The 25,154-nt window shown below is 65.5% G+C and carries 22 protein-coding genes; 12 read left to right on the forward strand and 10 right to left on the reverse strand.

Annotated features, from left to right (window positions below):
* Positions 1–16: 16 nt before the first annotated feature.
* The 4 genes from AC1ME3_RS02585 to AC1ME3_RS02600 all read left to right on the forward strand — a co-directional run bounded on the left by AC1ME3_RS02585 (position 17) and on the right by AC1ME3_RS02600 (position 3,298).
* Complete coding sequence (locus tag AC1ME3_RS02585) at positions 17–2,188, forward strand: primosomal protein N' (protein WP_480954712.1); 2,172 nt, start codon at positions 17–19, stop codon at positions 2,186–2,188.
* Positions 2,189–2,520: 332 nt separating this feature from the next.
* Positions 2,521–2,811 carry a hypothetical protein gene (locus AC1ME3_RS02590; protein WP_480954713.1) on the forward strand — a complete coding sequence of 97 codons (291 nt, stop codon included), beginning with the start codon at positions 2,521–2,523 and terminating at the stop codon, positions 2,809–2,811.
* 2 nt (positions 2,812–2,813) lie between these two features.
* A complete protein-coding gene (locus AC1ME3_RS02595) occupies positions 2,814–3,023 on the forward strand; it encodes a hypothetical protein (protein WP_480954714.1) in 210 nt (69 codons plus the stop codon).
* On the forward strand, positions 3,020–3,298 hold the full coding sequence (locus tag AC1ME3_RS02600; RefSeq protein WP_480954715.1) for a hypothetical protein: 279 nt from the start codon (positions 3,020–3,022) through the stop codon (positions 3,296–3,298). Before AC1ME3_RS02595 ends, AC1ME3_RS02600 begins: the two co-directional genes overlap by 4 nt.
* A gap of 6 nt (positions 3,299–3,304) precedes the next feature.
* Here the strand turns inward: AC1ME3_RS02600 and AC1ME3_RS02605 are convergent, their stop codons facing one another.
* The 5 genes from AC1ME3_RS02605 to AC1ME3_RS02625 all read right to left on the reverse strand — a co-directional run bounded on the left by AC1ME3_RS02605 (position 3,305) and on the right by AC1ME3_RS02625 (position 8,286).
* Positions 3,305–3,559 (reverse strand): ATP synthase F1 subunit epsilon, encoded by a 255-nt coding sequence (locus AC1ME3_RS02605; RefSeq protein WP_056065173.1) that lies wholly within the window; start codon positions 3,557–3,559, stop codon positions 3,305–3,307.
* Between the two features lie 121 nt (positions 3,560–3,680).
* Complete coding sequence (atpD, locus tag AC1ME3_RS02610; RefSeq protein WP_480954716.1) at positions 3,681–5,162, reverse strand: F0F1 ATP synthase subunit beta; 1,482 nt, start codon at positions 5,160–5,162, stop codon at positions 3,681–3,683.
* 17 nt (positions 5,163–5,179) lie between these two features.
* Complete coding sequence (locus AC1ME3_RS02615; RefSeq protein ID WP_056065178.1) at positions 5,180–6,073, reverse strand: F0F1 ATP synthase subunit gamma; 894 nt, start codon at positions 6,071–6,073, stop codon at positions 5,180–5,182.
* A 124-nt stretch (positions 6,074–6,197) separates the two neighbouring features.
* Positions 6,198–7,727, reverse strand: coding sequence for a F0F1 ATP synthase subunit alpha (gene atpA / locus AC1ME3_RS02620; protein WP_480954717.1), 1,530 nt, complete (start codon positions 7,725–7,727; stop codon positions 6,198–6,200).
* Between the two features lie 4 nt (positions 7,728–7,731).
* Positions 7,732–8,286: a F0F1 ATP synthase subunit delta gene (locus AC1ME3_RS02625; protein WP_480954718.1), complete on the reverse strand. Its 555-nt coding sequence runs from the start codon at positions 8,284–8,286 to the stop codon at positions 7,732–7,734.
* 332 nt (positions 8,287–8,618) lie between these two features.
* On the opposite strand from AC1ME3_RS02625, the gene AC1ME3_RS02630 reads away from it, so the two are divergent.
* Complete coding sequence (locus AC1ME3_RS02630) at positions 8,619–9,296, forward strand: dienelactone hydrolase family protein (RefSeq protein WP_480954719.1); 678 nt, start codon at positions 8,619–8,621, stop codon at positions 9,294–9,296.
* 270 nt (positions 9,297–9,566) lie between these two features.
* Here the strand turns inward: AC1ME3_RS02630 and AC1ME3_RS02635 are convergent, their stop codons facing one another.
* The gene (locus AC1ME3_RS02635) at positions 9,567–10,412 is read right to left on the reverse strand and encodes an oxidoreductase (protein WP_480954720.1); all 846 of its coding nucleotides are present in this window, start codon (positions 10,410–10,412) and stop codon (positions 9,567–9,569) included.
* A gap of 113 nt (positions 10,413–10,525) precedes the next feature.
* On the opposite strand from AC1ME3_RS02635, the gene ada reads away from it, so the two are divergent.
* Positions 10,526–11,572 (forward strand): bifunctional DNA-binding transcriptional regulator/O6-methylguanine-DNA methyltransferase Ada, encoded by a 1,047-nt coding sequence (gene ada / locus AC1ME3_RS02640; RefSeq protein WP_480954721.1) that lies wholly within the window; start codon positions 10,526–10,528, stop codon positions 11,570–11,572.
* Here the strand turns inward: ada and AC1ME3_RS02645 are convergent.
* Complete coding sequence (locus AC1ME3_RS02645) at positions 11,548–13,050, reverse strand: S1C family serine protease (protein WP_480954722.1); 1,503 nt, start codon at positions 13,048–13,050, stop codon at positions 11,548–11,550. The genes ada and AC1ME3_RS02645 overlap by 25 nt on opposite strands.
* A gap of 144 nt (positions 13,051–13,194) precedes the next feature.
* On the opposite strand from AC1ME3_RS02645, the gene AC1ME3_RS02650 reads away from it, so the two are divergent.
* Together AC1ME3_RS02650 and AC1ME3_RS02655 are read left to right on the forward strand one after the other, a co-directional pair.
* Positions 13,195–14,739: a TadA family conjugal transfer-associated ATPase gene (locus AC1ME3_RS02650; protein WP_480954723.1), complete on the forward strand. Its 1,545-nt coding sequence runs from the start codon at positions 13,195–13,197 to the stop codon at positions 14,737–14,739.
* 435 nt (positions 14,740–15,174) lie between these two features.
* Positions 15,175–16,395 (forward strand): pepsin/retropepsin-like aspartic protease family protein, encoded by a 1,221-nt coding sequence (locus AC1ME3_RS02655; RefSeq protein WP_480954724.1) that lies wholly within the window; start codon positions 15,175–15,177, stop codon positions 16,393–16,395.
* Between the two features lie 72 nt (positions 16,396–16,467).
* On the opposite strand, the gene AC1ME3_RS02660 is transcribed toward AC1ME3_RS02655, so the two are convergent.
* The gene (locus AC1ME3_RS02660; protein WP_480954725.1) at positions 16,468–16,656 is read right to left on the reverse strand and encodes a hypothetical protein; all 189 of its coding nucleotides are present in this window, start codon (positions 16,654–16,656) and stop codon (positions 16,468–16,470) included.
* 12 nt (positions 16,657–16,668) lie between these two features.
* Complete coding sequence (gene phaR / locus AC1ME3_RS02665; protein WP_056065197.1) at positions 16,669–17,211, reverse strand: polyhydroxyalkanoate synthesis repressor PhaR; 543 nt, start codon at positions 17,209–17,211, stop codon at positions 16,669–16,671.
* A gap of 125 nt (positions 17,212–17,336) precedes the next feature.
* On the opposite strand from phaR, the gene AC1ME3_RS02670 reads away from it, so the two are divergent.
* The 4 genes from AC1ME3_RS02670 (at position 17,337) to AC1ME3_RS02685 (ending at position 24,006) form a co-directional block, all read left to right on the forward strand.
* The gene (locus tag AC1ME3_RS02670; protein ID WP_480954726.1) at positions 17,337–18,284 is read left to right on the forward strand and encodes an alpha/beta fold hydrolase; all 948 of its coding nucleotides are present in this window, start codon (positions 17,337–17,339) and stop codon (positions 18,282–18,284) included.
* A 33-nt stretch (positions 18,285–18,317) separates the two neighbouring features.
* Positions 18,318–19,505: an acetyl-CoA C-acetyltransferase gene (locus tag AC1ME3_RS02675; protein ID WP_480954727.1), complete on the forward strand. Its 1,188-nt coding sequence runs from the start codon at positions 18,318–18,320 to the stop codon at positions 19,503–19,505.
* 270 nt (positions 19,506–19,775) lie between these two features.
* Positions 19,776–22,946: a TonB-dependent receptor domain-containing protein gene (locus tag AC1ME3_RS02680; RefSeq protein WP_480954728.1), complete on the forward strand. Its 3,171-nt coding sequence runs from the start codon at positions 19,776–19,778 to the stop codon at positions 22,944–22,946.
* A gap of 88 nt (positions 22,947–23,034) precedes the next feature.
* Positions 23,035–24,006, forward strand: a complete 972-nt coding sequence (locus tag AC1ME3_RS02685; RefSeq protein WP_480954729.1) for a 2OG-Fe(II) oxygenase — start codon at positions 23,035–23,037, stop codon at positions 24,004–24,006.
* Here the strand turns inward: AC1ME3_RS02685 and alr are convergent.
* The gene (gene alr, locus AC1ME3_RS02690) at positions 23,999–25,027 is read right to left on the reverse strand and encodes an alanine racemase (RefSeq protein WP_480955744.1); all 1,029 of its coding nucleotides are present in this window, start codon (positions 25,025–25,027) and stop codon (positions 23,999–24,001) included. The genes AC1ME3_RS02685 and alr overlap by 8 nt on opposite strands.
* Positions 25,028–25,154 lie beyond the last annotated feature (127 nt).

Below are 25,154 nucleotides of genomic sequence, written 5' to 3' on the forward strand. Positions count from 1 at the left end.
CCCATATACCGACACGATGTCGTCCCGTGCCCGTGTCCTGATCCTCAACGCCGCCCTCGGGCCGCTCGACTACCGCGTGCCCGCCGGCATGAGCGTTGAGCCGGGCTCGGTCGTCGTCGCGCCGCTGGGGCCGCGGCAATTGCTCGGCGTGGTATGGGAAGCCGAGCGGATGCCGTCCGATGCGGAGGTCGGCGACAACCGGTTGCGCAACCTGCTGGCGGTTGCGGAGGTGCCGCCGCTGGGGGCGCCGTTGCGGCGCCTCGTCGAATGGACCGCGGACTATTACCTCGCGCCGGCGGCGTCGGTGTTGCGGATGACGCTCGCCTCGACCTCGGCGCTGGAGGGCGCCCGGACCGCCGTCGAGTATCGCTCTACCGGGGTCGTGCCACCGCGGCTTACCCCCCAGCGCGAGCAGGCGCTGGAACGGATTGGCGATCGCCAGGGCCTGATCCGCGAACTGGCGACGACTGCCGACGTCAGCGACGCAGTGATCCGCGGGTTGGTGAAGGTCGGCGCGATCGAGGCGGTCGAGGTCAGCCTCGACAGCCCCTACCCTGTCCCTGATCCAGCGCATTACGAGCCGACGCTCTCGGAAGACCAGCGCGCGGCGGCCGATGTCTTAGTCGCTGGCGTGGCCGAGCATGCATTCCACCCGACGTTGCTCGACGGCGTCACCGGGTCGGGCAAGACCGAGGTGTATTTCGAGGCGGTGGCCCAGGCTATCCGCGACGGCCGCCAGACGCTGGTGCTGCTTCCCGAGATCGCGCTGACCGAGCCGTTCCTGAAGCGCTTCCACGACCGCTTCGGCTGCGAGCCGATCGCGTGGCATTCGGGGCTTCGTTCGACCCAACGCCGTCGCGCTTGGCGCGCGATCGCGAGCGGCGAGGCGCTGGTGACGGTCGGCGCTCGCTCGGCACTGTTCCTGCCCTACCGCGACCTCGGGCTGATCGTCGTCGACGAGGCGCACGAAACCAGCTTCAAGCAGGAAGAGGGCGTGCATTATCATGCGCGCGACGTCGCGGTGATGCGCGGCAAGTTCGAGGGGTGTCCGGTGATCCTCGCCTCCGCGACGCCGGCGATCGAGACGCGGCAACAGGTCGCGACCGGGCGCTACGCGGAGTTGAAGCTGCCCGGCCGGTTCGGGGCGGCGGAGATGCCGACAATCGAACCGATCGACCTGATCAAGGAACCGCCCGAACGGGGTCGCTGGCTCGCGCCAAGGCTCGTGAAGGCGATTCAAGCGACGTTGGAGCGGCGCGAACAATCCTTGCTGTTCCTCAACCGCCGTGGCTACGCACCACTGACATTGTGCCGGACATGCGGGCATCGGTTCCAGTGCCCGAACTGCACAGCCTGGATGGTCGAGCACCGCCTGACGCGCCGGCTGGCGTGTCACCATTGCGGCCATGCCGAACCGACGCCGCGCGTGTGCCCTGAGTGCAAGGGCGAGGACACGCTGGTCGCCTGCGGACCCGGCGTCGAACGAATTGCTGACGAGGTAACGGCGCTGTTCCCCGAGGCGAAGACGGCAGTGGTCACATCGGACACGATCTGGTCCCCGGCCAAGGCGGCGGAGTTCGTCGGGCGGATGGAGGCGGGGGATATCGACATCGTCGTCGGCACGCAGCTCGTGACGAAGGGGTATCACTTTCCGAACCTCACCCTGGTCGGCGTGGTCGATGCAGACTTGGGGCTAGACGGCGGCGATCTGCGGGCTGCGGAGCGCACGTTCCAGCAGATCCGGCAGGTGTCGGGGCGCGCCGGGCGTGGCGAGAAGCCGGGCCACGTGTTCATCCAGACGCATAGCCCCGGCGCACAGGTGATGCAGGCGCTCATCACCGGCGATGCCGACGCGTTCTACGCTGCGGAGACAGACGCGCGGAAGGATGCGGGCGCGCCGCCGTTCGGTCGGTACGCAGCGATCGTGGTGTCGTCGGAGGACCAGTCCTGCGCACACGAGACGGCCAAACTCGTCGGCCGCAGTGCGCCCGAAGTCGACGGCATGCACGTCTACGGTCCCGCCCCCGCCCCGCTGGCGATGCTACGCGGCCGGCATCGCTACCGACTGCTCGTCCATGCGCGGCGCGCACTGGACGTGCAGGACGTCATACGGGACTGGCTGGGGAAGCTGGAATGGCCATCCAAGGCGCGGGTGACGGTGGACGTCGACCCGTATAATTTTCTTTGAACGCACGGGCAACGCGGCCCTAACGCCCGGCCCGGTATGCGTGCCGGATGACGCCGTCCCGCATCGCACCCATCCAGTGGCTTCGCGCACTCGCGGCGACGCTCGTGTTGCCGATGTACACGTCCGACATGATCGATTCCGGACCAGTCGCGCCGACCGGCTAGTTCGTACGTCTGTCCCCAATCTCTCGATGTTCGGTGCGAGCGGGGTCGACCTGTTCTTCGTCATCCGCGGGTTCGTCATGGCGCAGTCGCTGGCGACCGCGGACGCTGATTCGTGGCGATTCCTGGCGAAGCGGTGGCTGCGGATTCGCGTGCGTCAGCGCAGTCTACATGGTGATCATGCACGCCCCCTTGACCGTGCTGGCGGCGTGGATGTCGATCACCGTGCTGCCCGTTCACGACGGAGCGGGCTACCATGTTCCCGCGCTGTATCCGGGCTGGACGCTCGGGTTCGAATTCGCGTTCTATGCCATCGTGGCGGTTGCCATGCGGGCGCCGCAGCGCCGTGCCGAAATGCTGCTGGCCCTCACGGTGGCACTGGCGCTGATCGGCAGCGTCGTTCATCCCGGCTGGGCGCCTTTGAGGGTGCTGCTGAACCCGCTCCTGCTCGAATTGCGCTAGGCGTGGGTGTGTGGATGGCTTGGCGCAGCGGGATCAGCGCACGCTATACGACGCCTGCGCTCGTCATCGGGACCATGCTGCTGGTGGTCGGGATCGCCTTCGGACTAGGCGTCCCGCTCTCGCTTCAGATCGAAGTTGCCGTTGCCGGACCTCTGGCCTCGCGCGAACCCGGACGTGGGGCATTCCCTGGGCGCTATTGGTGGTCGGAGTGATCGACATACCGGCGGGGGGACGGTCCGAACGGATCGTCGCACGCGTCGGCGATGCGTCCTATTCGACGTACCTCACCCATCCCTGCCTGACCGCGCTGCTCTGGATGGTCGGAGGCTATGCCCCAACCATGTCGCCCTATCCGTTCGCGCTGGCGTTCATCGTCGCGTCGACGATGCTGGGATTGGCGGTGCATCGGTGGATCGAGCGGCCGCTGCTAGCACGGTTGCGGCGTCGGCCGTCGGTATCGATCAGGCGGGCACCGGCGCTCGCCTGACAGGCGTTACTCGCCGGCGTGCTCGGCGAGGACGGTCAGGCCCTTGGCGTTGACCTCGGCGAAACCGCCCTTGATCGCGATCACCTCGGGGGTGCCGTTCTGCGTGCGGAAGATCTGCACGCCGCCATCGCGGACCGTCGACATGAACGGCGCGTGGCCTTCGAGGACGCCGAAATCGCCTTCGGTGCCGGGGACAACGACCATGTAGACCTCCTCCGAGCGGACGAGCTTTTCTGGCGTGACGAGTTCGAAATGCAGCATCTTGTTCGCCTTCTCCCTCTCCCCTGCGGGGAGAGGGTCGGGGTGAGGGGCAGTACCGGGCGAAGGCGCTTGTCCCCTCACCCCAACCCTCTCCCCGGAGGGGAGAGGGAGCTAGAAAGGCTTAAGCCTCGGAAGCCATCTTCTCGGCCTTGGCGACGGCTTCGTCGATGCCGCCGACCATGTAGAACGCGGCCTCGGGCAGGTGATCATACTCGCCCTCGACCACTGCCTTGAACGACCGGACCGTGTCCTCGAGCTGGACGAACTTGCCGCTGATGCCGGTGAAGACCTCGGCGACGTGGAACGGCTGGCTCAGGAACTTCTGGATCTTCCGCGCCCGCTGGACGGTGAGCTTATCCTCTTCGCTGAGCTCGTCCATGCCGAGAATTGCGATGATGTCCTGCAGCGACTTGTCCTTCTGCAGCGTCGACTGAACGGCGCGTGCGGTGTCGTAATGCTCCTGGCCGACGACGCGTGGCTCGAGCAGACGCGAGGTCGAATCTAGCGGATCGACCGCCGGGTAGATGCCCAGCTCCGAGATCGCGCGGTTGAGGTTGGTCGTCGCATCGAGATGCGCGAACGAGGTCGCCGGTGCCGGATCGGTGAGATCGTCGGCCGGCACGTACACGGCCTGCACCGAGGTGATCGAGCCCTTGTTGGTCGACGTGATGCGCTCCTGCAGCGCGCCCATGTCGGTCGATAGCGTCGGCTGGTAACCCACTGCCGACGGGATGCGGCCGAGCAGGGCCGAAACCTCTGCGCCCGCCTGCGTGAAGCGGAAGATGTTGTCGACGAAGAACAGCACGTCCTGGCCTTCGACGTCGCGGAAATACTCGGCGATCGTCAGGCCCGACAGCGCGACGCGTGCACGCGCGCCTGGCGGCTCGTTCATCTGGCCGAACACGAGCGCGACCTTCGAGCCCTCCGACTGCGGATTGCCGTCGGCATCCTTGGCGATGACGCCTGCGTCGAGGAACTCGTGGTAGAGATCGTTACCCTCGCGGGTACGCTCGCCGACGCCGGCGAACACCGAGGTGCCGCCGTGACCCTTGGCGATGTTGTTGATCAGCTCCTGGATCAGCACGGTCTTGCCGACGCCGGCGCCGCCGAACAGACCAATCTTGCCGCCCTTCGCGTATGGCGCCAGCAGATCGATGACCTTGATGCCGGTGACCAGGATAGCGCTCTCGGTCGACTGGTCGACGAACAGCGGCGCCGAGGCATGGATCGGGGCGGTCGTCTCTGCGCCGACCGGGCCGCGCTCGTCGATCGGCTCGCCGATGACGTTGAGGATGCGGCCGAGCGTCTTCGGGCCGACCGGAACGCGGATCTGCGAGCCGGTGTCGGTGACGGTCTGGCCGCGGGTCAGACCCTCGGTGGCGTCCATCGCGATCGTGCGAACGGTGTTCTCGCCGAGATGCTGTGCGACTTCGAGGACGAGCCGGTTGCCGTTATTGTCGGTTTCGAGCGCCGACAGAATGGCGGGCAAATTGTCGGGGAAATGCACGTCGACGACCGCACCGATGACCTGCGAGATGCGGCCGGTGTTGTTGGTGGCCTTGGGGGCGAGCGTGGTTCCGAGGGTCTCTGGGGCGGTTGCCATTGTCTGCTTCCTTGGACTTACTTGAGCGCTTCGGCGCCCGAGATGATTTCGACCAGCTCGGTCGTGATCGCGGCTTGGCGGGTACGGTTATACTGGATCGAGAGACGCGTGATCATGTCGCCCGCGTTGCGCGTGGCGTTGTCCATCGCGTTCATGCGCGAGCCCTGCTCAGACGCCGCGTTTTCGAGCAGCGCGCGGAAAATCTGGATCGCGACGTTGCGCGGCAGAAGATCGGCGAGGATCGCTTCCTCGTCGGGTTCGTACTCGACCACGGCTTCGGCGGGCGCGCCCGGTTTGGCTTCCGCACCGGGGATCGCCGACAGCGGAATCGGGATGATCTGGATGCCCGTCGGGACCTGCACCAGTGCCGACACGAACTTCGCGTAGAACAGGTGCGCGACGTCGAACTGGCCCTCGCCGAAGCGCTTGATCAGGTCTTCGGAAATTTCCTGCGCATCGCTGAACGCGAGCCGCTTGATCTGGCCCATTTCGTGATCGGCGAGAATGTCGTTCGGGAAGAAGCGCTTGATCACGCGCCCCTTCTTGCCGGCGACGTAGAACTTCACGGTCTTGCCCGCCGCGATCAGCTCCTCGGCCTTGCGGCGCGCGGCGCGGACGATGTTGGTGTTGAACGCACCCGCGAGGCCGCGCTCCGACGTCGCGATGACGATCAGGTGGACCTGGTCCTTGCCGGTGCCCGCGAGCAGCGGCGATGCGCCCGGCGCGATGCCGACGCGCCCCGCGAGGCTCGCCATCACCGCTTCGAGACGCTCGGCATACGGACGCCCGGCGACCGCCGCGTCCTGCGCACGGCGCAGCTTCGCAGCGGCGACCATCTTCATCGCCTTGGTGATCTTCTGCGTCGACTTCACCGAGCCGATGCGGATCTTGAGGGCCTTAAGTGATGCCATCTTCTCTTCCTGCTCCCTCGCCCCTCCGGGGAGAGGGTTGGGGTGAGGGGCTGCCACAGGAGCGGCACCTCGCGGTACTACCCCTCACCCCGACCCTCTCCCCAGCGGGGAGAGGGAGTTTTACTTAAGCGAAAGTCTTCGCGAACGCTTCGAGCGCTGCCTTCAGCTTGTCCTTCGCCTCGTTACCCAGGTCGCGGGTATCGCGGATCAGCGTCAGCACGTCGGCATGGTTCGCACGCATGTCGGCCAGCAGCGCCTGCTCGTAGCGCGTCACGTGGGCGACCGGAACCTTGTCGAGATAGCCGCTGGTGCCGGCGAAGATCGACACCGTCTGCTCCTCGAACGGCAGCGGCGAGAACTGCGCCTGCTTCAGCAGCTCGGTCAAACGAGCACCACGATTCAGCAGCTTCTGCGTCGACGCATCGAGATCCGACCCGAACTGCGCGAACGCCGCCATCTCACGGTACTGCGCCAGCTCGAGCTTGATCGAGCCCGACACCTTCTTCATCGCCTTGGTCTGTGCGGCCGAACCGACGCGCGACACCGACAGGCCGACGTTGATCGCCGGACGCACGCCCGAGAAGAACAGATCGGTCTCGAGGAAGATCTGGCCGTCGGTGATCGAGATCACGTTGGTCGGGATGTACGCCGAAACGTCGCCCGCCTGCGTCTCGATGATCGGCAGCGCGGTCAGCGAGCCGCCGCCGTTCGCGTCCGACATCTTCGCCGCACGCTCAAGCAGACGGCTGTGGAGATAGAACACGTCGCCCGGATACGCTTCACGGCCGGGAGGACGACGCAGCAGCAGCGACATCTGGCGATACGCGACGGCCTGCTTCGAAAGATCGTCGTAGCAGATCAGCGCATGCATGCCGCGATCGCGGAAATACTCGCCCATCGCGACGCCGGTATAGGGTGCGAGATACTGGAGCGGTGCAGGGTCGGACGCGGTCGCGGCGATGACGATGGTGTATTCCATCGCGCCGTTCTCTTCGAGCGTCTTGACTAGCTGTGCGACGGTCGAGCGCTTCTGGCCGATCGCGACGTAGACGCAGTACAGCTTCTTCGACTCGTCGTCGCCGGCGTTGGCGATCTTCTGGTTGATGAACGCGTCGATCGCGACGGCGGACTTGCCGGTCTGGCGATCGCCGATGATCAGCTCGCGCTGGCCACGGCCGACGGGAACGAGTGCGTCGATCGCCTTGAGCCCGGTCTGGACCGGCTCGCTGACCGACTGGCGCGGGATGATGCCCGGTGCCTTTACTTCGACGCGGCTGCGCTCGGTGGTGTGGATCGGGCCCTTGCCGTCGATCGGGTTGCCGAGGCCATCGACCACGCGGCCGAGCAGCTCCTTGCCGATCGGCACGTCGACGATCGTGCCGGTGCGCTTGACGATGTCGCCTTCCTTGATCTCGGAATCGCTCCCGAAGATCACGACGCCGACGTTATCGGCCTCGAGGTTGAGCGCCATGCCCTGCACGCCGTTCGAGAATTCGACCATCTCGCCGGCCTGGACGTTGTCGAGGCCGAAGATGCGCGCGATGCCGTCGCCGACGCTCAACACCTGGCCGGTCTCGCTAACCTGGGCCTCGGTGCCGAAATTGGCGATCTGATCCTTGATGATCTTCGAGATTTCTGCGGCGCGGATATCCATTAGCTTAGCCCTTCATCGCGTGCGCGAGAGTGTTGAGACGCGTCTTGATCGACGAATCGATCATCTGGCTGCCGACGCGGACGACAAGTCCACCCAGCAACGATGGGTCGACGCTGAGGTCGACGGAAACTTCACGGCCGACGCGCTGGCGGAGCTGATGCTTCAGCTCGATCACCTGCTCGTCGGTCAGCGGATGCGCGGACGTCACCTCGGCCGCGATCTCGCCGCGATGCTGCGCGGCAAGTGTCCGGAAAGCCTTGATGATCTTCGGCAGCGCGCCCAGCCGGTGGTTCTCGGCGAGGACGCCGAGGAAGCTCTTGGTGGTCGCGTCGACGCTGAGTTCGTCGGCGACCGCGGAGACCGCCTTCACGGCAGCGCCACGCGACACCATCGGGCTCACCGTCAGATTGCGGAAGTCCTCGGACTGCGCGAGTGCGTCGCGCACGTTCGCCAGGCTAGACTCGACCGCGTCGATCGTCTTCGCGTCACGCGCGAGTTCGAACAGGGCCAGCGCATAACGCCCGCCTAAGCTCGCTTGAATACCGCCGGATGTCTCCACGGACCTGTCAATCCTCGCCTGAAACCGAAATAGTGCCGTCCCGCGGGGGAAGAGGGCGCGAAAGCACCTCTCATGGGACGTGGCGCGGGTAGCATCGGGTTCGCGGATTGGCAACCCGGCGGGAGGGTGATGGCGGCGGGTTTGTGACTGTTTTGTCATTGATCGAAGGTTGGAAGGTTACGATTACGCCCCTCCCCGTTATCCCCGCGCAGGCGGGGATCCATATCCTCCGGACCCGGCGCTTTCGCCACACGGCCCGCCACTATGGGTTCCCGCCTCCGTGGGAATGACGGTATTAGCAGGCGTAACGACCAACCGACGAGGACGAGAGAATGACCGGCACGATGGAAACGATGACGATGTCCGACGGCGCGACCGTCGCGGTCTATCACGCGCAGCCGACCGGCGAGCGTCGCGGTGGCCTCGTGCTGGTTCAGGAGATCTTCGGCGTGACCGACCACATCCGCGACCTCTGCGACGAGTACGCGGCCGACGGCTACGAAGTCCTGGCCCCCGCCCTGTTCGACCGCGAGCATCCCGGCTTTGAGGCGGACTATTCGGGCGGCGGTCTCGCCCGCGGCGTCGAGCTGGCGCGGCAACTCCACCCGTTCGACCTGTCGCTCAAGGACGTCCAGACCTGCATCGACATGCTCGCCCCCGCCGGGCCGGTGTTCGTGGTCGGCTATTGCTACGGCGGCTCGGTCGCGTGGTTCGCCTCGACCAAGATGCACGGCGTCGCGGCGGCGAGCGGCTATTATGGCAGCATGATCCCGGCGGCGGCGGACGAGGAACCGAAGGTGCCGGTGATCCTCCACTTCGGTCGCCACGATCACGGCATTCCGATGGAGGGCGTCGAGCAGGTGATCGCGAAGGATTGGCCGAATGCGACGGTGTACGTCTACGAGGCGGGCCACGGGTTCAATTCGGACCGGCGGAAGGATTATCACGAGCCTAGCGCGGATTTGGCGAAGCAGCGGACGTTGGACCTGTTCCGCGCCAACGGCGGGTGATCACCGCCCTTCCCCAACCCTAACGCCACCCCGGCGAAGGCCGGGGCCCAGTTGGGGGACGTTGCTAAAGGAGGACGGCCGTTCGTTATTACCACCTTTCCAACTGGACCCCGGCCTTCGCCGGGGTGGTGGATGTGGTAGAAGGCGTCGGTGCAGGCTGGCGCTACAAACGTGAAAGCAGCCCCTGCTTCCTTGTTCTCCCGCGAAGGCGGGAGCCCAGTCTGGGTCCCCGCCTTCGCGGGGAAACAATTCTATTTCGCTCGGTCGAGATTACTCCCCCGGGAAATCAGCCCCAAGGCTATCCGCCTTATGCGCTTCGATCTCCTTCAGCCGATCAGCCAGCTTCTTCGTCACAGCATCATACCCCCAGGCCCCGAGCACCAGATGCCGCGGCGGGTTCGCATTCTCGGTGAGCGCGATCATTGCCTCGCCCGCCCGCACCGGGTCACCAGCCTGCGTCCCGCTAACCTCCCGCGTACCATCGAGCCGCTTGCCCGCGGTATCGGCATAGTCGGCGATCTTCACCGGCGTCTGCTTCAGCGACCGACCCGCCCAGTCCGTCCGGAACGGCCCCGGTTCGACACACGTCACGTCGATCCCAAGCGGCTTCACCTCCGCCAGCAGCGCATCGGACCAACCCTCGACCGCATGCTTCGACGCGGCGTAATAGCCCGACCCGGGGAACCCGACCTGACCCGCGACCGACGTGATGTTGATGATATTGCCGCTCTTCTGCCCCCGCATGATCGGCAGCACAGTCCGCGTAAGCGCAAACAACCCGAACACGTTCGCATCGAACTGCGCGCGAATTTCGGCCTCCTCGCCCTCCTCGACCGACGCCTGATAGCCGTAGCCCGCGTTGTTCACGAGCACGTCGATCCGCCCGAACTTGGCCTTGGCCTGCGCGACAGCATCGTCGATCTGCGCCTGCTCCGTCACGTCGAGCGACAGCGCGAGCGCACGATCCTCGGCGCCCTCCGCCAGATCGGCGACGCGATCCGCATCCCGCGCGGTAACCACCGCACGCCAACCGCGCGCAAGCACGAGCTTGGCGAGTTCGCGACCGAAACCGGTCGAGCAGCCGGAAATGAACCAGACGGGCGTGTCGGAGGCCATGAGACATCTTTCGTTATGGGGTATGCACGAAAGAACGGCCGGACCGCCGATTGGCTCCGCTTTGACCGCAAGCCACGGGATGCGCACGCGTCGCGACCGGCTATACCGATCCAATGAGCATCGCCCCCGACACCGAAACCGCCTGGACTGCGTTCGAAACCCGCGACCGTGCGTGGGACGGCCGGTTCGTCGTCGGCGTGAAAACCACCGGCATCTACTGCAAACCAAGCTGCCCCGCGCGTCACCCAAAGCGCGAGAACGTCACTTTCCACCCCGATCCGCCAAGCGCGCGCGCCGCCGGCTTCCGCGCATGCCTGCGCTGCACCCCCGACGAAGTGGGCCGCGACCGCGTCGCCGTGGCCGCCGCCGTCGCGCTGCTCGAAGCTGAAGAAGACCGCCTCTCGCTGGACGAGGTCGCCGCGAAAGTCGGCTACGCCCCGCACCATTTCCACCGCCTGTTCAAGCGCGCCACCGGCGTCACCCCCGCCGCCTACGCGCGGGCGCTCCGCACCAGCCGCGCGGCCAACGCCTTATCGGAGGACTCGACCGTGACCGAAGCAATCTACGAAGCCGGCTATTCCGCCCCCAGCCGCTTCTACGAGGTCGACGCCAAACGGCTCGGCATGGCCCCCAGCGCCTGGGCGCGCGGCGGCGAAGGCGTCACGATCCGCTGGACCACCGCCGACACGAGCCTGGGCGCCTTGTTCGTCGCCGCCACCGACAAGGGGCTGTGCCGCGTGTCGTTCGACGAAGACGCGGACGAACTCCGCCGCCGCTTCCCCAACGCCACGATCGAGCTCGGCGACGAAGCCCTCGCGGACCTGACGGCGCAAGTCGTCGCGGCGGTGGAATCCCCCGAGCGCGACCAAGACCTCCCGCTAGACGTCCGCGGCACCGCGTTCCAGGAGGCGATCTGGCAAGCCCTACGCACCATCCCGATCGGCGAAACCCGCACCTACAGCGAACTCGCAGCCTTGGCCGGCCGCCCCGCCGCGGTCCGCGCCGCCGGCACCGCGTGCGGCCAGAACCCGGTTTCGATCGTCATCCCCTGCCACCGCGCGCAACGCATCGGCGGCGCACTCGGCGGCTACGCCTACGGGCTCGACCGCAAGCGTGCTCTCCTAGCCTCCGAAGCTCAGCGCGCCGACTTGCAGGAATAGACCAGCTTCTCGTTCGGCAGCGGCGGCAACACCGCGCGCACCGCAGCCTGCTGGCCCGCGAGACGACTCAACGCCGCCTCATCCATGTTGCACACGTTCGGCACGACGCCGCGCGCGGTCCGCGCCGCCTCCATCCCCGCCGCCGACATCAGATAGCGCGTGTTCGAATAGACGCGCGTCGCCGGATCGAACGACAGCACGGAGACGGTCTGCTCGGCATCGGGCACCAGCACGCGGTCCCACCGGCCATTCGCGCCGACATATTGCGTCTTGCCGTTGACACACCCCTTCGCGCCCCAGTCGATCGGCACATCCTCACTCGACGAGATCGTGATCCGGCTCCGCTCGGGGATCAGTGTGCACATCAGCTTGCCGAGCGCCGCATCGGGCGTCGATATCCGCGTCTTGGGCAGCGCGGACAGCGGCACGTCGACCTCACCCGAGGGCCGCAGCACGAACACGACGATCGCGACCAGCACGCTTAGCCCGCCGATACCCAGCGCCCAAACCGCCTGCCGTCTCTGCCCACGCGATTCGAGCAGCCCCGCGCTCCCGATCACCAGCGCTCCTGCCACCAGCAGCAGCCCGGCAAGCGCCATGACGTTCTCCCGCGCCCGCCCGGCCTCGGTCCGCGCCTTCTCCAGTGCGACCTCGCGTGTCATCGCATCCTGCGTCGCTGCATCGCGCTTGGCGGATGCCGCATCGGCGGTCGCCCGCGCATCCGCGTCGGCGTCCTGCCGCAAGCGATCCTCGATCGAGGTGCACCCCGTCCCGATCGACGCGTAAGGCTGTTTTGCATCGTGGAGGAAGCCCGCGAGTTCGGTATCCGCAATCGCGAACCCGAACGTCGAGTCGCCCTCCTCGCCGCGCGTGATCGCCGAGTTCACCCCGATCACCCGCCCGCACCGGTCGAGCAGCGGCCCACCCGAATTGCCGCGTGCGATGCTCGCCGTGTGAAGAAGCACCTCGACGCTGCTTAACACACGGCGCCCGGAGAGCACGCCCTCAGACCGCACCGGCGTCATCGGCCGGATATAATCCGCCGCCGACCGCGCCGTCGCCAGGTCAACGTTCCCCGGAAAGCCGAGCGACACCACCGGATCGCCCTCGGTCATCGGACCGGTATACAGCGCGCTTGGCGGCAGGCGCGCACCGGTGAACTCGATCAGCGCCAGGTCGCGCTGCGAATCATACGCGATCACCTTGCCCTGGTAGGATTTGCTGCCCTCGGTCGGGACGATGCCGACGACGACGTTGTCTGGATAGCGCTCGGCGAGATCGACGACGTGCGCGTTGGTGACGATCCGGTTGGGCGCGATCGCAAAGCCGCTGCCATGGCCGAAGCCGACCACCTGGTCGTCGACCACCGCGATCGTCACGACGCGCACGACGCCGCGCCCGGTGGCGGCGATGTCGTCCGCAGATGCGGAGCTCGCCAACCCGAAGGTGAGCGCGAGAAGAAGCAGCAGGCGGATCATGTGCCTGCCTTCGGGGAGTTCGCGGCGGCGATCAACCCTGACCATCGCACCGCGCGACAGCGGCCCTTTCACACGCCTGTTTTGGTTAGCAAATTATCAAGGCTTGGCGCCTAACCCGGTCGGCATTCATCCAGGGATACAGGCATGAGCGCATTCGGGCGTCGTAATGGCATCAGCGGGGGGCAGTCGGCCCGTCCCGCATTCGGCGTCGCGCGTCCGATGCAGGGAAGCTCGGGCAGCAATCCCGTGGCGCGCGCGGAACCCGAGGGGGGTGCCCAATTCCCGCCGATCGATTCGCTGCCAATGCCGGGGGAAACCGACGGATTCGCCTCGGGCACGATGCCCGCCGGACAGCTCGACGCCATGCAGCGACTGTCGGATCGACAGAACGCGAGCGGCGAGGCCGGCAACAGCAAGGTCGAGGGCTTCGAACAGTCGATCCACAAGATCAAGGAACAGGTCCTCCCGCGCCTGCTCGAACGCGTCGATCCGGAGGCTGCGGCGACGCTCGGTAAGGACGAGCTCGCCGAGGAATTCCGCCCGATCATCGGTGAGGTGCTCGCCGAACTGAAGCTGACGCTCAACCGCCGCGAACAGTTTGCGCTCGAGAAGGTGCTGGTCGACGAACTGCTCGGGCTTGGGCCGCTCGAGGAATTGCTGGCCGATCCGAACATCACCGACATCATGGTGAACGGCCCCGACCAGACCTATGTCGAGCGCAAGGGCAAGCTCGAACTCGCGCCGATCCAGTTCCGTGACGAGGAGCATCTGTTCCAGATCGCGCAACGCATCGTCAATTCGGTTGGCCGTCGCGTCGACCAGACCTCACCGCTTGCCGATGCGCGCCTGAAGGACGGCTCGCGCGTCAACGTGATCGTGCCGCCGCTGAGCTTGCGCGGCACCGCGATCTCGATTCGTAAATTCTCCGCCAAACCGATCACGCTCGACATGATGGCGGGGTTCGGCAGCATGTCGCCGAAGATGGCGACCGCGCTGAAGATCGCCGGGGCGTCGCGGTTCAACGTCGTCATCTCGGGCGGTACCGGCTCGGGCAAGACGACGATGCTCAACGCGCTGTCGAAGATGATCGACCCCGGCGAGCGCGTGCTGACGATCGAGGACGCCGCCGAACTTCGCCTGCAACAGCCGCACTGGCTCCCGCTCGAAACGCGCCCCGCTAATCTGGAGGGCCAGGGCGAGATCTCGATCCGCGATCTGGTCAAGAACGCGCTGCGCATGCGGCCGGACCGGATCATCCTGGGCGAAATTCGTGGCTCCGAGTGTTTTGACATGCTCGCCGCCATGAACACCGGTCACGACGGCTCGATGTGCACGCTCCACGCCAACTCCCCGCGCGAGGCGCTCGCGCGTATGGAGAACATGGTGATGATGTCCGACATCAAGGTGCCCAAGGAAGCGATCTCGCGCCAGATCGCCGATTCGGTCGAGCTGATCATCCAGGTGAAGCGCCTCCGCGACGGTTCGCGCCGGGTGACCAACATCACCGAGGTGATCGGCATGGAAGGCCCGGTGATCGTCACGCAGGAGCTGTTCAAGTTCGAATATATGGACGAGTCGGCCGACGGGAAAATCCTGGGCGAATACCGGTCGATGGGGCTGCGACCATATACGCTGGAGAAAGCAAAGCAGTTCGGGTTCGACCAGGCGTATTTGGAGGCATGCCTGTAGGGGCGTCGCTGATTGCGCCGACCTCCCGACTGTTACCGTCCCTGTTAAGCCGATCATCCGGGCGTAGGTCACCACCCCGGCGGAGGCGGCCGTTGCGAACGTTGAGTGCGTCCCGAACTGTTCGCTAGGCTGGTCTAGGCACGCGAGTTCGTCGAGTTGATTGCAAGACTGGTTCAAGCCACTGCACGCCCTCCTACCATTTCCTCGCGAACGCGGGGGTCCAGAGTCACGAACACCCCCCGCTTGTGACCCTGGCCCCCCGCGTTCGCGGGAGACCAAATATTGCTCCCCTGAGACCGGCCGAATGGGATAAAGATAAAGACGGCAGTGCCGAGCGGATACTGCCCGGCAAGCGACCATTCCACACCGATCCCCACCCCGTCCCTGCAAAGCCCCGCTTGTACCAGTCCCCCGACGCGCTAGGGACAGTGCCACATGCGTCGCGCCCTTCTCACCCTCGTTCCGCTGATCGCGGTCCTCTTCGTTTCGGCGCGCGAGCCCTCGAAAGCCACACCAGCCGCCGCCATCTCCCCCGCCGCACGCGACCGCGGCGTCTACCATCTCGCGACCGATGCGGAGGCGCGCTGGATTCCGTTCGACCTCACCCCCGGCAACCAGATCCGCTTCACGATGCAGCTCGACGGCCGCGACGTGACCGCGATCCTAGACACCGGAGTCAGCTACACGCTGCTCGCCAAGGCCTCTCCGGCTGTCGATGCCGCGAAACTCGTCGCCGGTGGCAGCGCGCAGGCGATCGGCGGATCGGTCGAGCTCGACTGGATGCCGACCCGCACCCTTGCGATCGGCGGCCTCGCAAGAACCGGCGGCGGCGTGACCGTCACCGACCTCCCCGCGCTCGCGACCGGCAGCGTGTCGGCGGTCGACCTGCTCGTCGGCGCGGACCTGCTGGCGGGGCATGCGCTTGACATAGATTACGCCGCGCATCGCTTTCGCCTGATCCGCTCGGGCCGCCTGCCGTTCAAGGGTGCGACGGCCCCCTTGCGCCTCTCGTCCGAGCGCAGCGTGTACGAAAGCGCCGCCACGCTCGGCGACCGGCGACTGGCGCCAATGATCGTCGACACCGGCGATGGCTCCTCGATCACCGTCACCGAGGCCGGCTGGAAGGCCGCCGCGATGGGAGTGCCATCGACCACGGCGATCGCGTTCGGGCTCGCAGGCGCAGCAGTCAGTGGCCTCGCGATCGTCCCGGATCTCCACGTCGGCGCGATGACGGCACGCTCGGTCGAAGTTCGGATCGAACCCGCCGGCGGTTTCTCGCAGTCGATCGGTGCCGCCGGCCGGATCGGCTCGGGCTTCCTGCAGAACTACCGCGTCCTACTCGATCCCGGTGCGCGCCGGATGGTGCTCGACCCGGGCCCCAAAGCCGATCGGCCGCCTCTCCGGTCGACCAGCGGATTGCTCCTCGGCATCGAGAAGGATCGGCTGAAGATCCTCCACGTCATGCGCGGCGGACCGGCGGCCGCAGCCGGCTGGAAGGACGGCGACCTGATCTGCACGATCGACGGCACGCCCGTCACAAGCGAATATGCATCGAACCCGATCGCGTCATGGTCTGCGGGCACGCCCGGCCGCGTCGTTTCGCTCGGCCTGTGCGACGGCACGACACGGGAACTTACCCTGCGACGCTTCTACTGAACCCATCCGCCGGTATAAAACTGGTCGCGTCATGGTATTGGGTGACCGAGTAGCACAGCGTCAGGGCAAGCCTCAGCTCTTGATCGCCAGCCCGACCGTTATCGCCAACGCGATCAACGCCAGCATCTGGACCGTCGGCCAGTCGACCCAGCCAACCGAATCCGGATCGCGCCGCCGTCGCCTGCGACGCTCACCAAGTCCCGCGATCACCGCCAGCGCCGCCAAGCCACCGCTCGCACCCCACAACACCGACGCCCCCATCAGTCCAATCGTTCAGCCGAGCTTCTCGACCTTTTCCTGCAACTTGGCGAGTTCGTTGCGCAGCGCAGCGATCTCGTCGTCCTTGCTGGCGGCGGGTGCAGGCGCAGGTGCGGGCGGCGTCATCGCCTGTGTTGCGGCGTCGAACATCTCGAGGTTGCGCTTGGCGATGTCGGCGAAAGGCGAGTTCGCGAACGCGCCTTCGACTGCGGACTTGAACTGGTCGTGATTGCGACGGAAGCTGTCCATCGACGCCTCCAGATAGCCGGGCACCATCGTCTGCATCGAATCGCCGTACATCGAGATCAGCTGGCGCAGGAAGTTCACCGGCATCATCGTCTCGCCGCGGCTCTCCTCCTCCATGATGATCTGCGTCAGGACGTTGTGCGTGATGTCCTCGTCGGTCTTCGCATCGACCACCTTGAAGTCGCGCCCCTCGCGAGTCATCGTCGCGAGATGATCGAGCGTGATGTAGGATGACGACTCGGTGTTATAGAGCCGCCGGTTGGCGTACTTCTTGATGATGACGATTCCGTCGGCAGCCTTTTGCTTCTTCATGGATCCCCCGTCTTATGTTTGAAACGGAGGCTACAGTCTTTGATGACGCACCGCAACAAGGTCCGAGGCCCTTACCCTTGTTCCTTTCCGTGCTGCGCAACGAGACTGCAGCATCGCCGGAACGCATGGCCCGCGCGCTAGCGGGATTGCGCGCTTATCAGGGGGCACCGCGAGGGGAACGCCCCGTTCCGCGGCCTGCGATCCACCGCGCTGGCCGGGTCGCGTTGCGCGACTATGGCGGCGAAGGGCGACCCGTCGTGTTCGTCCCATCGTTGATAAACCCGCCCGATATCCTCGATCATTCGCCCGAGTCTTCGCTGGTGCAATGGACCGCCCAGCAAGGATTCCACGTTTGGCTGGTCGACTGGGGATCACCCGGCGACGCCGACCGCGACCTCGATCTGGCGGCGCATGTCGAGCGGTTGCTCGTCCCGCTGCTCCAGGCACTCCCCGAGCCGCCGGTACTGGTCGGCTATTGCCTCGGCGGTACGCTCGCACTGGGCGCCGCTGCGATCACGCCCACCCCCGGTGTCGCGACGATCGCCGCCCCCTGGCACTTCGAAGGCTACGGCGAGGGCCGCCCCACGCTCGCCGCGACCTGGGCTGCGGTCCAGCCCGCCGCGGCGATGCTCGGTGTCCTCCCGATGGAAGTGCTCCAAGCCGGCTTCTGGCAACTCGACCCTGCGCGCACGATCGCCAAATACGAAGCCTTCGCCGATCTCGCCCCAGACAGCGACGCAGCACGCGCATTCGTCCGGCTCGAGGACTGGGCGAACGCTGGCGCCCCCCTCCCCTACGCCGCCGCCGCCTCGCTGTTCGAGGACTGCATCGCCAACGACCTGCCCGGCAAAGGCGGCTGGGTCATCGCCGGCACCCCCGTCGATCCGCTCACACTAGCCTGCCCCACGGTCGAGTTCGTCTCGCTCAGCGACCGCATCGTCCCCGCCGCCACCGCGATCGGTCTCGCCGACCGCCGCGATCTCGGCGCAGGCCATGTCGGCATGATCGTCGGCCGCTCCGCTCGCTCGCGCCTGTGGGAACCGCTCGCCAACTGGATCGCCGCGCTCGGCTGACCTACATGGGGTCCAACCATAGAGGATCCCGACATGACCGACCTGAACCCCCACGACGTCGTCATCACCGCCGCCAAGCGCACCCCCGTCGGCAGCTTCCTGGGCGCGTTCGCGAGCGTACCCGCGCACGAGCTCGGCCGCATCGCAATCGAAGCCGCGCTCGAACAGGCGGGCGTCGCCGGCGAAGACGTCTCGGAAGTGATCCTCGGCCAGGTTCTTACCGCGGCCCAAGGCCAGAACCCCGCCCGCCAGGCCTCGATGGCCGCCGGCGTGCCCAAGGAAATCCCCGCCTGGGGCGTCAACCAGGTCTGCGGCTCGGGCCTTCGCGCCGTCGCACTCGCCGCCCAGGCGATCCAGACCGGCGATGCCACCATCGTCGTCGCGGGCGGCCAGGAATCGATGTCGCTCTCCGCGCACGCGCAGTCGATCCGCGGCGGCCAGAAGATGGGTAATCTCAGCCTCGTCGACACGATGGTCAGCGACGGCCTGACCGACGTCTTCAACGGCTATCACATGGGCATCACCGCCGAGAACCTGGCCGAGCAATACCAGGTCACGCGCGGCGAGCAGGACGCCTTCTCGGTCGCCTCGCAGAACAAGGCCGAGGCCGCGCGCGGTTCGGGGCGCTTCAAGGACGAGATCGCGCTCGTCACGATCAAGGGCCGCAAGGGCGACACCGTGGTCACCGACGACGAATACATCCGCGCCGGCGCGACGATCGAGAGCGTCTCGGGCGTGAAACCCGCGTTCAAGAAGGACGGTACGGTCACCGCCGCCAACGCGAGCGGCCTCAACGACGGCGCCGCCGCGCTCGTGATGATGCGCCGCGACGAAGCCGAACGCCGCGGCTCGACCATCCTCGCGACGATCAAGAGCTGGGCCTCGGCCGGCGTCGACCCGTCGATCATGGGCATCGGCCCCGTCCCCGCCACAAGGCGCGCGCTGGAGAAGGCCGGCTGGACGCTCGCCGACCTCGACCTGATCGAGGCTAACGAAGCCTTCGCCGCCCAAGCGCTGTCGGTCGGCAAGGAACTCGGCTGGGACGCATCGAAGGTCAACGTCAACGGCGGCGCCATCGCGATCGGCCACCCGATCGGCGCCAGCGGCGCTCGCGTCCTGACGACGCTGATCTACGAGATGCAAAAGCGCGATGCGAAACGCGGGCTGGCGACGCTGTGCATCGGCGGCGGAATGGGGATTGCCATGTGTATCGAGCGGTAAGACCCCAGAATCGCGTAATTTTGTATCGATAGCGCTTTCGCGTGTGATGAATTGTGACGATTTTGTCACATCCGATTGCAAACGTACAAGGTGGACTGCCTGAACCTGAACACAGGCTTGCGAGTTCGCCCCAATGCGGGCTGTATGTCACCCATAACGGCAAAAGTGCCGGTAAACGGGGGACATTAATTGTCTAGAACACGCGACTTTTTATCTGCCACGATCCTCGCGACGGGCGCGGTTTTGTTGCCGGCATCGGCCTTCGCTCAGGTGGGCGCAGACCCTGCGACCACAACGACGGCAATCACCCCGACTCAGGACAAAGCTGACTCGACCAGCGAGGAGATCCTTGTAACGGGCTCGCGTATTCGCCGGGCGAACGACGACTCCCCCGTTCCGATCACAACCGTATCGGCGGCAGAAATCTTCCAGAGCGGGCGCATTTCGGTGGGTGACGTGCTTAACGACTTGCCGCAGTTGCGGAGTTCGCTGGGTTCGCAGAATTCGACGTCGGGCATCGGTACCCGCGGCCTGAATTTCCTTGATCTTCGTGGCCTGGGTCGGTCACGCACGCTCGTGCTGATCAACGGGCGCCGTCAGGTCACTGCAGACATCATCAACAACGGTAACGCCGTCGACATCAATACGCTGCCGACCGATCTGATCGATCGCGTCGACATCGTTACCGGCGGTAACTCGTCGATCTACGGATCGGACGCGATCGCCGGCGTCGTCAACTTTATCCTAAAGGACAATTTCGAAGGCCTGAAGCTGCATGGCCAGAGCGGCATCAGCAAATATGGCGATGCCGGCAACCAGTATATCGCCGCAGTCGCCGGCACCAACTTTGCCGATGGTCGCGGTAATTTCGCGGTGAACGCGGAATTTGCGCACCAGCAGGATTATTATGGGTCGGGTCGTCCGAACATCCGCCAGAACGACGCCTTCGTCATCGTCGATACCGATGTCGGCGCGTCGTCGGACGATGTGAAGGATCGCGTCTTCTACCGCGACATCCGCAGTTCGACGATTTCGCTCGGTGGTCAGGTTGGTGTCCGGTACGCTAACACGGCAAACGCGCCCTGCGGCGTCGACGCGGTCGGCTCGTCCTTCACTTGCTCCTCGCTGTTCCAGCCGAACGGCACCCTAGCCAACCAGACCGGCTTGCGGGTTGGTCTCGGCCCGAACGGCAGCTTCATCGGCGGCAACGGCACGACCAGCCGCGAAGACCGTCTTCTGGTGCTGTCGCCCGACGTCAAGCGCTATGCGTTCAACGCGATCGGTCATTACGAGATTTCTCCTGCCTTCGTCCCGTTCATCGAAGCGAAATATGTTCGGACGGATGCCTTCGGCTCACAAAGCGGCCCGTTCTTTTCACAGGGGCAGACGCTGGCCGATGGCATCTCCGTCGCGGGGCTCAACGACCGCTCGTACGGATCGGGCACTGGCACTGCGTCGGGCACGGTTAATCGCGAAGGCATCCGCCTCGACAACCCGTATCTGAACGCGCAAGCCCGCGCGACGTTGACGTCGCAGCTGACCGCTGCCGTCAATTCGGGCGTCAATCCGAACACGGGAACCGCCTATGGGACGACAGCAGCGGGAATCGCCAACCGCAATTTGTCGCTCGCGCAGATCGCCGCGGGAACGTATCGGTTCTCCCTGCGTCGCAACTATCTCGATCTCGGCACGCGTGACGAGCGCATCAAGCGCGAGACGTATCGGGCCGTTGTCGGCGTTCGCGGCGAATTCAACACCGACTGGAACTACGAGATCTCGGCGAACTATGGCGAGCATAAAGAGCGCAACGTCATCTCCGGCAACGTCAACCGTCAGCGCTTCCTGCTAGCGAACGATACCGCGCTGAATGCGGCGGGCCAGATCGTCTGCCGTTCGCAGATCAACCCGGCCTATGCGGGTACCGATCGCGGTGGCAACCCGGCGCAGCTCGCCGCGGACATCGCCGCCTGCGTTCCGCTCAACCCGTTCGGCCAGGGCAGCGTCAGCGATGCCACCAAGGCCTATTTGGTCACGCCGACAACGGCCGACGGCAAGGCTACGCAGTTCGTTGCCAGCGGCTATGTGTCGGGCAATTTGCGGCAGTTGTTCGAGCTACCCGGTGGCCCGATCGCCTTCTCGCTGGGTGGTGAATACCGTCGCGAGACGCTTTCCTACGATCTGGATCCCTTCACCCAGGCCGGCTACGCCTTCTACAATGCCCTGCCCTCGTTCTCCTCGCCTGCCTTCGAAGTGAAGGAAGCGTTCGGCGAAGTCTCGGTGCCGCTGGTCAAGGACGTGTTCCTGCTGAAGGAACTGACGCTTCACGGTTCGGGCCGCGTCGCGGACTATAAGGGCTCGGTGGGTACCGTGTACGCCTATAGCGGCGACGTTTCGTGGCGCCCAATGAACGACCTGCTGCTCCGCGGGTCGTATTCGAAGGCCGTCCGTTCGCCATACCTGGGGGAAACCTATTCGGTGCCCGGCCAGAACTTCACCCCGGCGCCAAACGATCCCTGCTCGACGCGTAACATCAACACTGGATCGGCGACCCGTGCGGCCAACTGCGCCGCGCAAGGGCGTCCAGCGAACTACGACTATGTCTACACCTCGTCGCTCGAGATCGTCAGCGGCGGCAATCGCGCGTTGAAGGCGGAAAGCTCGAAGTCGCTGACTCTCGGCGGCGTGTATCGTCCGAGCTATCTCCGCGGCCTGTCGGTATCGGTCGATTATTACGACATCACCGTCGACGACGTGATCACCTCGCCGACCGTCCAGCAGGCACTGAATGCGTGCTATGACGCTGCGTCGCTCGACAATCAGTTCTGCGCACTCTTTAAGCGTGCCGGTGCCGACGGTGGGCCGCGCGGCGAGCAGGCATTCCGTATCCTGGAAGGGTCATACCAGGATTCGCCGCAGAACTACGCCAAGCTGAAGGCGCGCGGGATCGACACGAACATCTCGTTCGATCGCGATTTCGGGTTCATGCAGGCAAGCGTGAAGGGCGTCTGGACGCATGTTATCCAGCGCGACAGCTTCACCGATCCGGCACGTCCCAACTTCAAGAACGTCATCACCGGCGAACTGGGCGACCCTTCGGACGCGTTCAACATCGGTGCCGACGCTAAGTTCGGTGGGTTCTCGGTCGGCTACACCTTCCGCTGGCTCGACAAAATGTACCTGAACACGTTCGAGGACTATAACTCGGTCAATGGCGAGCCTGCACAGAACCCCGATTATGCGGATCTCAAGCAGTATCCCATCGTCACCTACAGCGACGTTCGCGCGGGCTATGATGTGAACGAGAAGTTCAACTTCAATGTGGGCGTGAACAACATCGGCAACAAGAAGCCGCCTTATGGCCTTACCGGCGTCGGCGCAGGCTCGGGTATCTACGACAACCGTGGCCGCTTCTTCTACGCGGGTGTATCGGCGAAGTTCTGATTTAATCGAACGCCGATTTCTGATGAAAGAGAACCGGGGGCGATGCTCCCGGTTCTTTTTTTGCCGTAGATAACGGATAAGGTTCACGATGCCACACACAGCTGTCGCCGAAGCGAATCGTCTTGTTGCATCGGGTGCAGTCACGGATGCACTTGCCTTGCTGAACACGGCCGCACGTCGACGCGACGTCGATGCGGTGATGCAGCTGGCGGTGTGGCATCTTATCGGTGACGTCGTCCCCAGAGACCTCGTCCGCGCCCGCGCGCTACTGACTCAAGCCGTTTCGATCGGCCATGTCGATGCCGCGCTAATGGAAATTGCGTTGACGGCCAACGGTAGCGGCGGCCAATCGGACTGGCCGACGGCAGTGGCTCTGCTGCGAACTGCCGCGCTCCACGATCCGGTTGCAGCGGCGCAATTGACGCTGATCCAGGCCATGGCCATCGACGCCGCGGGCGCACCGGTCGCGATGCCCGTGTCGGAAACGCTTAGTGAGACGCCCGACGTGATCCGCTTTCCAAAATTCTTCACTCCGGCGGAGTGCGCGCACCTCGCCGGTGTCGCAGCAGAGATGCTGGAGCCCGCACGCGTCATCGATCCCCGCACTGGCCGCTGGATCGCGCATCCCATCCGGACATCGGATGGAACCGCGATCGGGCCAGCGCGCGAGGACCTTGTCGTTCGCGCGCTGAACCAGCGCATCGCCACCGCGAGCGGTACGGATATCGCACAGGGCGAACCGCTTACCGTGTTGCGGTATCGGCCCGGACAACAATACCGTCTTCATCTGGACACGATCCAGGGTGCCGTGAACCAACGCATCACAACCGTGCTGATCTATCTGAACGAAGGGTATCGCGGCGGCGAAACGCATTTTCCCGCCAGTAACCTCAAGGTTACGCCACGGGGTGGCGACGCGATCATGTTCAAGACGCTGACCAAGGACGGCGCGATCGACCAATCCAGCCAGCACGCGGGCTTGCCCGTCACGCAGGGAGCCAAATGGCTGGCTACGCGCTGGATTCGTGCGGAACCGATTGATCCGTGGACGATCAGCTAGACGACCATAGCCGATCGAACCGTTGGCCAAGACCAGTCAACAGTTCGTATTGCGAGAGCGCGGAGGCTGCGGCGCTGGTCGGCAGAGCATAGTCCAGCACGACCCAGTCGCCCTCGGCGAGATCCTTGGCAGCGTCGACGGCTATCGCGACGAGGTCCATCGAGACCCTGCCCAGGACGGGCAAGACGCTTCCTGAGGCCAGCGCCGCGCCGACATTGGTGAAATGCCGTCGATATCCATCTGCGTAGCCGAGATTGAGTATTGCGACTTCGGTTTCCGTACTGGCAGTCCATCGCGCGTTATAGCCGACGCTCCCGCCAGCCTCGACACGACGACGTTGTAGGATCTGTGCCTCGGGGCGAACGACTTGCTGGATCACATTCAGTTCGTCTCGGGGAACACCACCGTAAAGCGCCAGCCCCGGCCGCGTGAGATCGAAAGCATAGCCATCGAGCGCGATCCCGGCGGAGTTTGCGAGGCTCATGCGTTTAGCCGTCGTCCTACCGACCAACGCCGCAAACCGGTTGCGCTGCACCGCGTTCATCGGCGAGTCCTCGTCGGCGCAGGCCAGGTGGCTCATCAGCGTTTCGATCTGGAGGCCGTCGAGCAGACCGCTTGCGACGTCATCCGCCGAGATGCCGAGGCGGTTCATGCCGGTGTCGACCATCACGTCGCACACGCTGCCACCGGCTGCTTTCCAGCGCGCGACTTGCGTCGGGGTGTTGAGGACCGGTCGGGCGAAGCCGGCGGCCGCGGCGGGCATGTCGTCTTCGCGGACGCCGTGGAGGACGGAAACCGTCAGGCCCAGCGGGGCGAGTTCGGCGGCTTCCTGCCAGTTCGAGACGAAGAAATCTCGGCAGCCTGCGCCCGCCAACCGCCGCGCGACTTCGATCGCGCCGAGGCCGTAGCCGTTCGCCTTCACCGCGGCGCCGCACGCTGCGGTGCCGCTCATGCGGTCGAGTGTGCGCCAGTTCTGGACGAGAGCGTCGCCGTCTAGGCGCAGGCGGAGGGGGGCAGGAATGTCGATCACCCGGCGCGGAATAGTGCCGCGGGCGCGGCGCGTCGATGACCTTTCATCCGCCACGCCTCGGCTCGACCGCGGGGTCGCCCGGTCTAGCCGGCCTTGACGCGGCCGCGGGATCGCTTGG

Source organism: Sphingomonas sp. BL2, from assembly GCF_056680015.1.

Bases quoted from the DNA above. Each gene is read 5' to 3' on its own strand.
- AC1ME3_RS02650 (WP_480954723.1), top strand. From the start codon at position 13,195: ATGAGCGCATTCGGGCGTCGTAATGGCATCAGCGGGGGGCAGTCGGCC.
- AC1ME3_RS02655 (WP_480954724.1), top strand. From the start codon at position 15,175: ATGCGTCGCGCCCTTCTCACCCTCGTTCCGCTGATCGCGGTCCTCTTC.
- AC1ME3_RS02630 (WP_480954719.1), top strand. From the start codon at position 8,619: ATGACCGGCACGATGGAAACGATGACGATGTCCGACGGCGCGACCGTC.
- AC1ME3_RS02675 (WP_480954727.1), top strand. From the start codon at position 18,318: ATGACCGACCTGAACCCCCACGACGTCGTCATCACCGCCGCCAAGCGC.
- AC1ME3_RS02660 (WP_480954725.1), bottom strand. From the start codon at position 16,656: ATGGGGGCGTCGGTGTTGTGGGGTGCGAGCGGTGGCTTGGCGGCGCTG.
- AC1ME3_RS02585 (WP_480954712.1), top strand. From the start codon at position 17: ATGTCGTCCCGTGCCCGTGTCCTGATCCTCAACGCCGCCCTCGGGCCG.
- AC1ME3_RS02645 (WP_480954722.1), bottom strand. From the start codon at position 13,050: ATGATCCGCCTGCTGCTTCTTCTCGCGCTCACCTTCGGGTTGGCGAGC.
- AC1ME3_RS02590 (WP_480954713.1), top strand. From the start codon at position 2,521: ATGGTGATCATGCACGCCCCCTTGACCGTGCTGGCGGCGTGGATGTCG.
- atpD (WP_480954716.1), bottom strand. From the start codon at position 5,162: ATGGCAACCGCCCCAGAGACCCTCGGAACCACGCTCGCCCCCAAGGCC.
- phaR (WP_056065197.1), bottom strand. From the start codon at position 17,211: ATGAAGAAGCAAAAGGCTGCCGACGGAATCGTCATCATCAAGAAGTAC.
- AC1ME3_RS02685 (WP_480954729.1), top strand. From the start codon at position 23,035: ATGCCACACACAGCTGTCGCCGAAGCGAATCGTCTTGTTGCATCGGGT.
- AC1ME3_RS02615 (WP_056065178.1), bottom strand. From the start codon at position 6,073: ATGGCATCACTTAAGGCCCTCAAGATCCGCATCGGCTCGGTGAAGTCG.
- AC1ME3_RS02605 (WP_056065173.1), bottom strand. From the start codon at position 3,559: ATGCTGCATTTCGAACTCGTCACGCCAGAAAAGCTCGTCCGCTCGGAG.
- AC1ME3_RS02635 (WP_480954720.1), bottom strand. From the start codon at position 10,412: ATGGCCTCCGACACGCCCGTCTGGTTCATTTCCGGCTGCTCGACCGGT.
- AC1ME3_RS02670 (WP_480954726.1), top strand. From the start codon at position 17,337: ATGGCCCGCGCGCTAGCGGGATTGCGCGCTTATCAGGGGGCACCGCGA.
- atpA (WP_480954717.1), bottom strand. From the start codon at position 7,727: ATGGATATCCGCGCCGCAGAAATCTCGAAGATCATCAAGGATCAGATC.
- ada (WP_480954721.1), top strand. From the start codon at position 10,526: ATGAGCATCGCCCCCGACACCGAAACCGCCTGGACTGCGTTCGAAACC.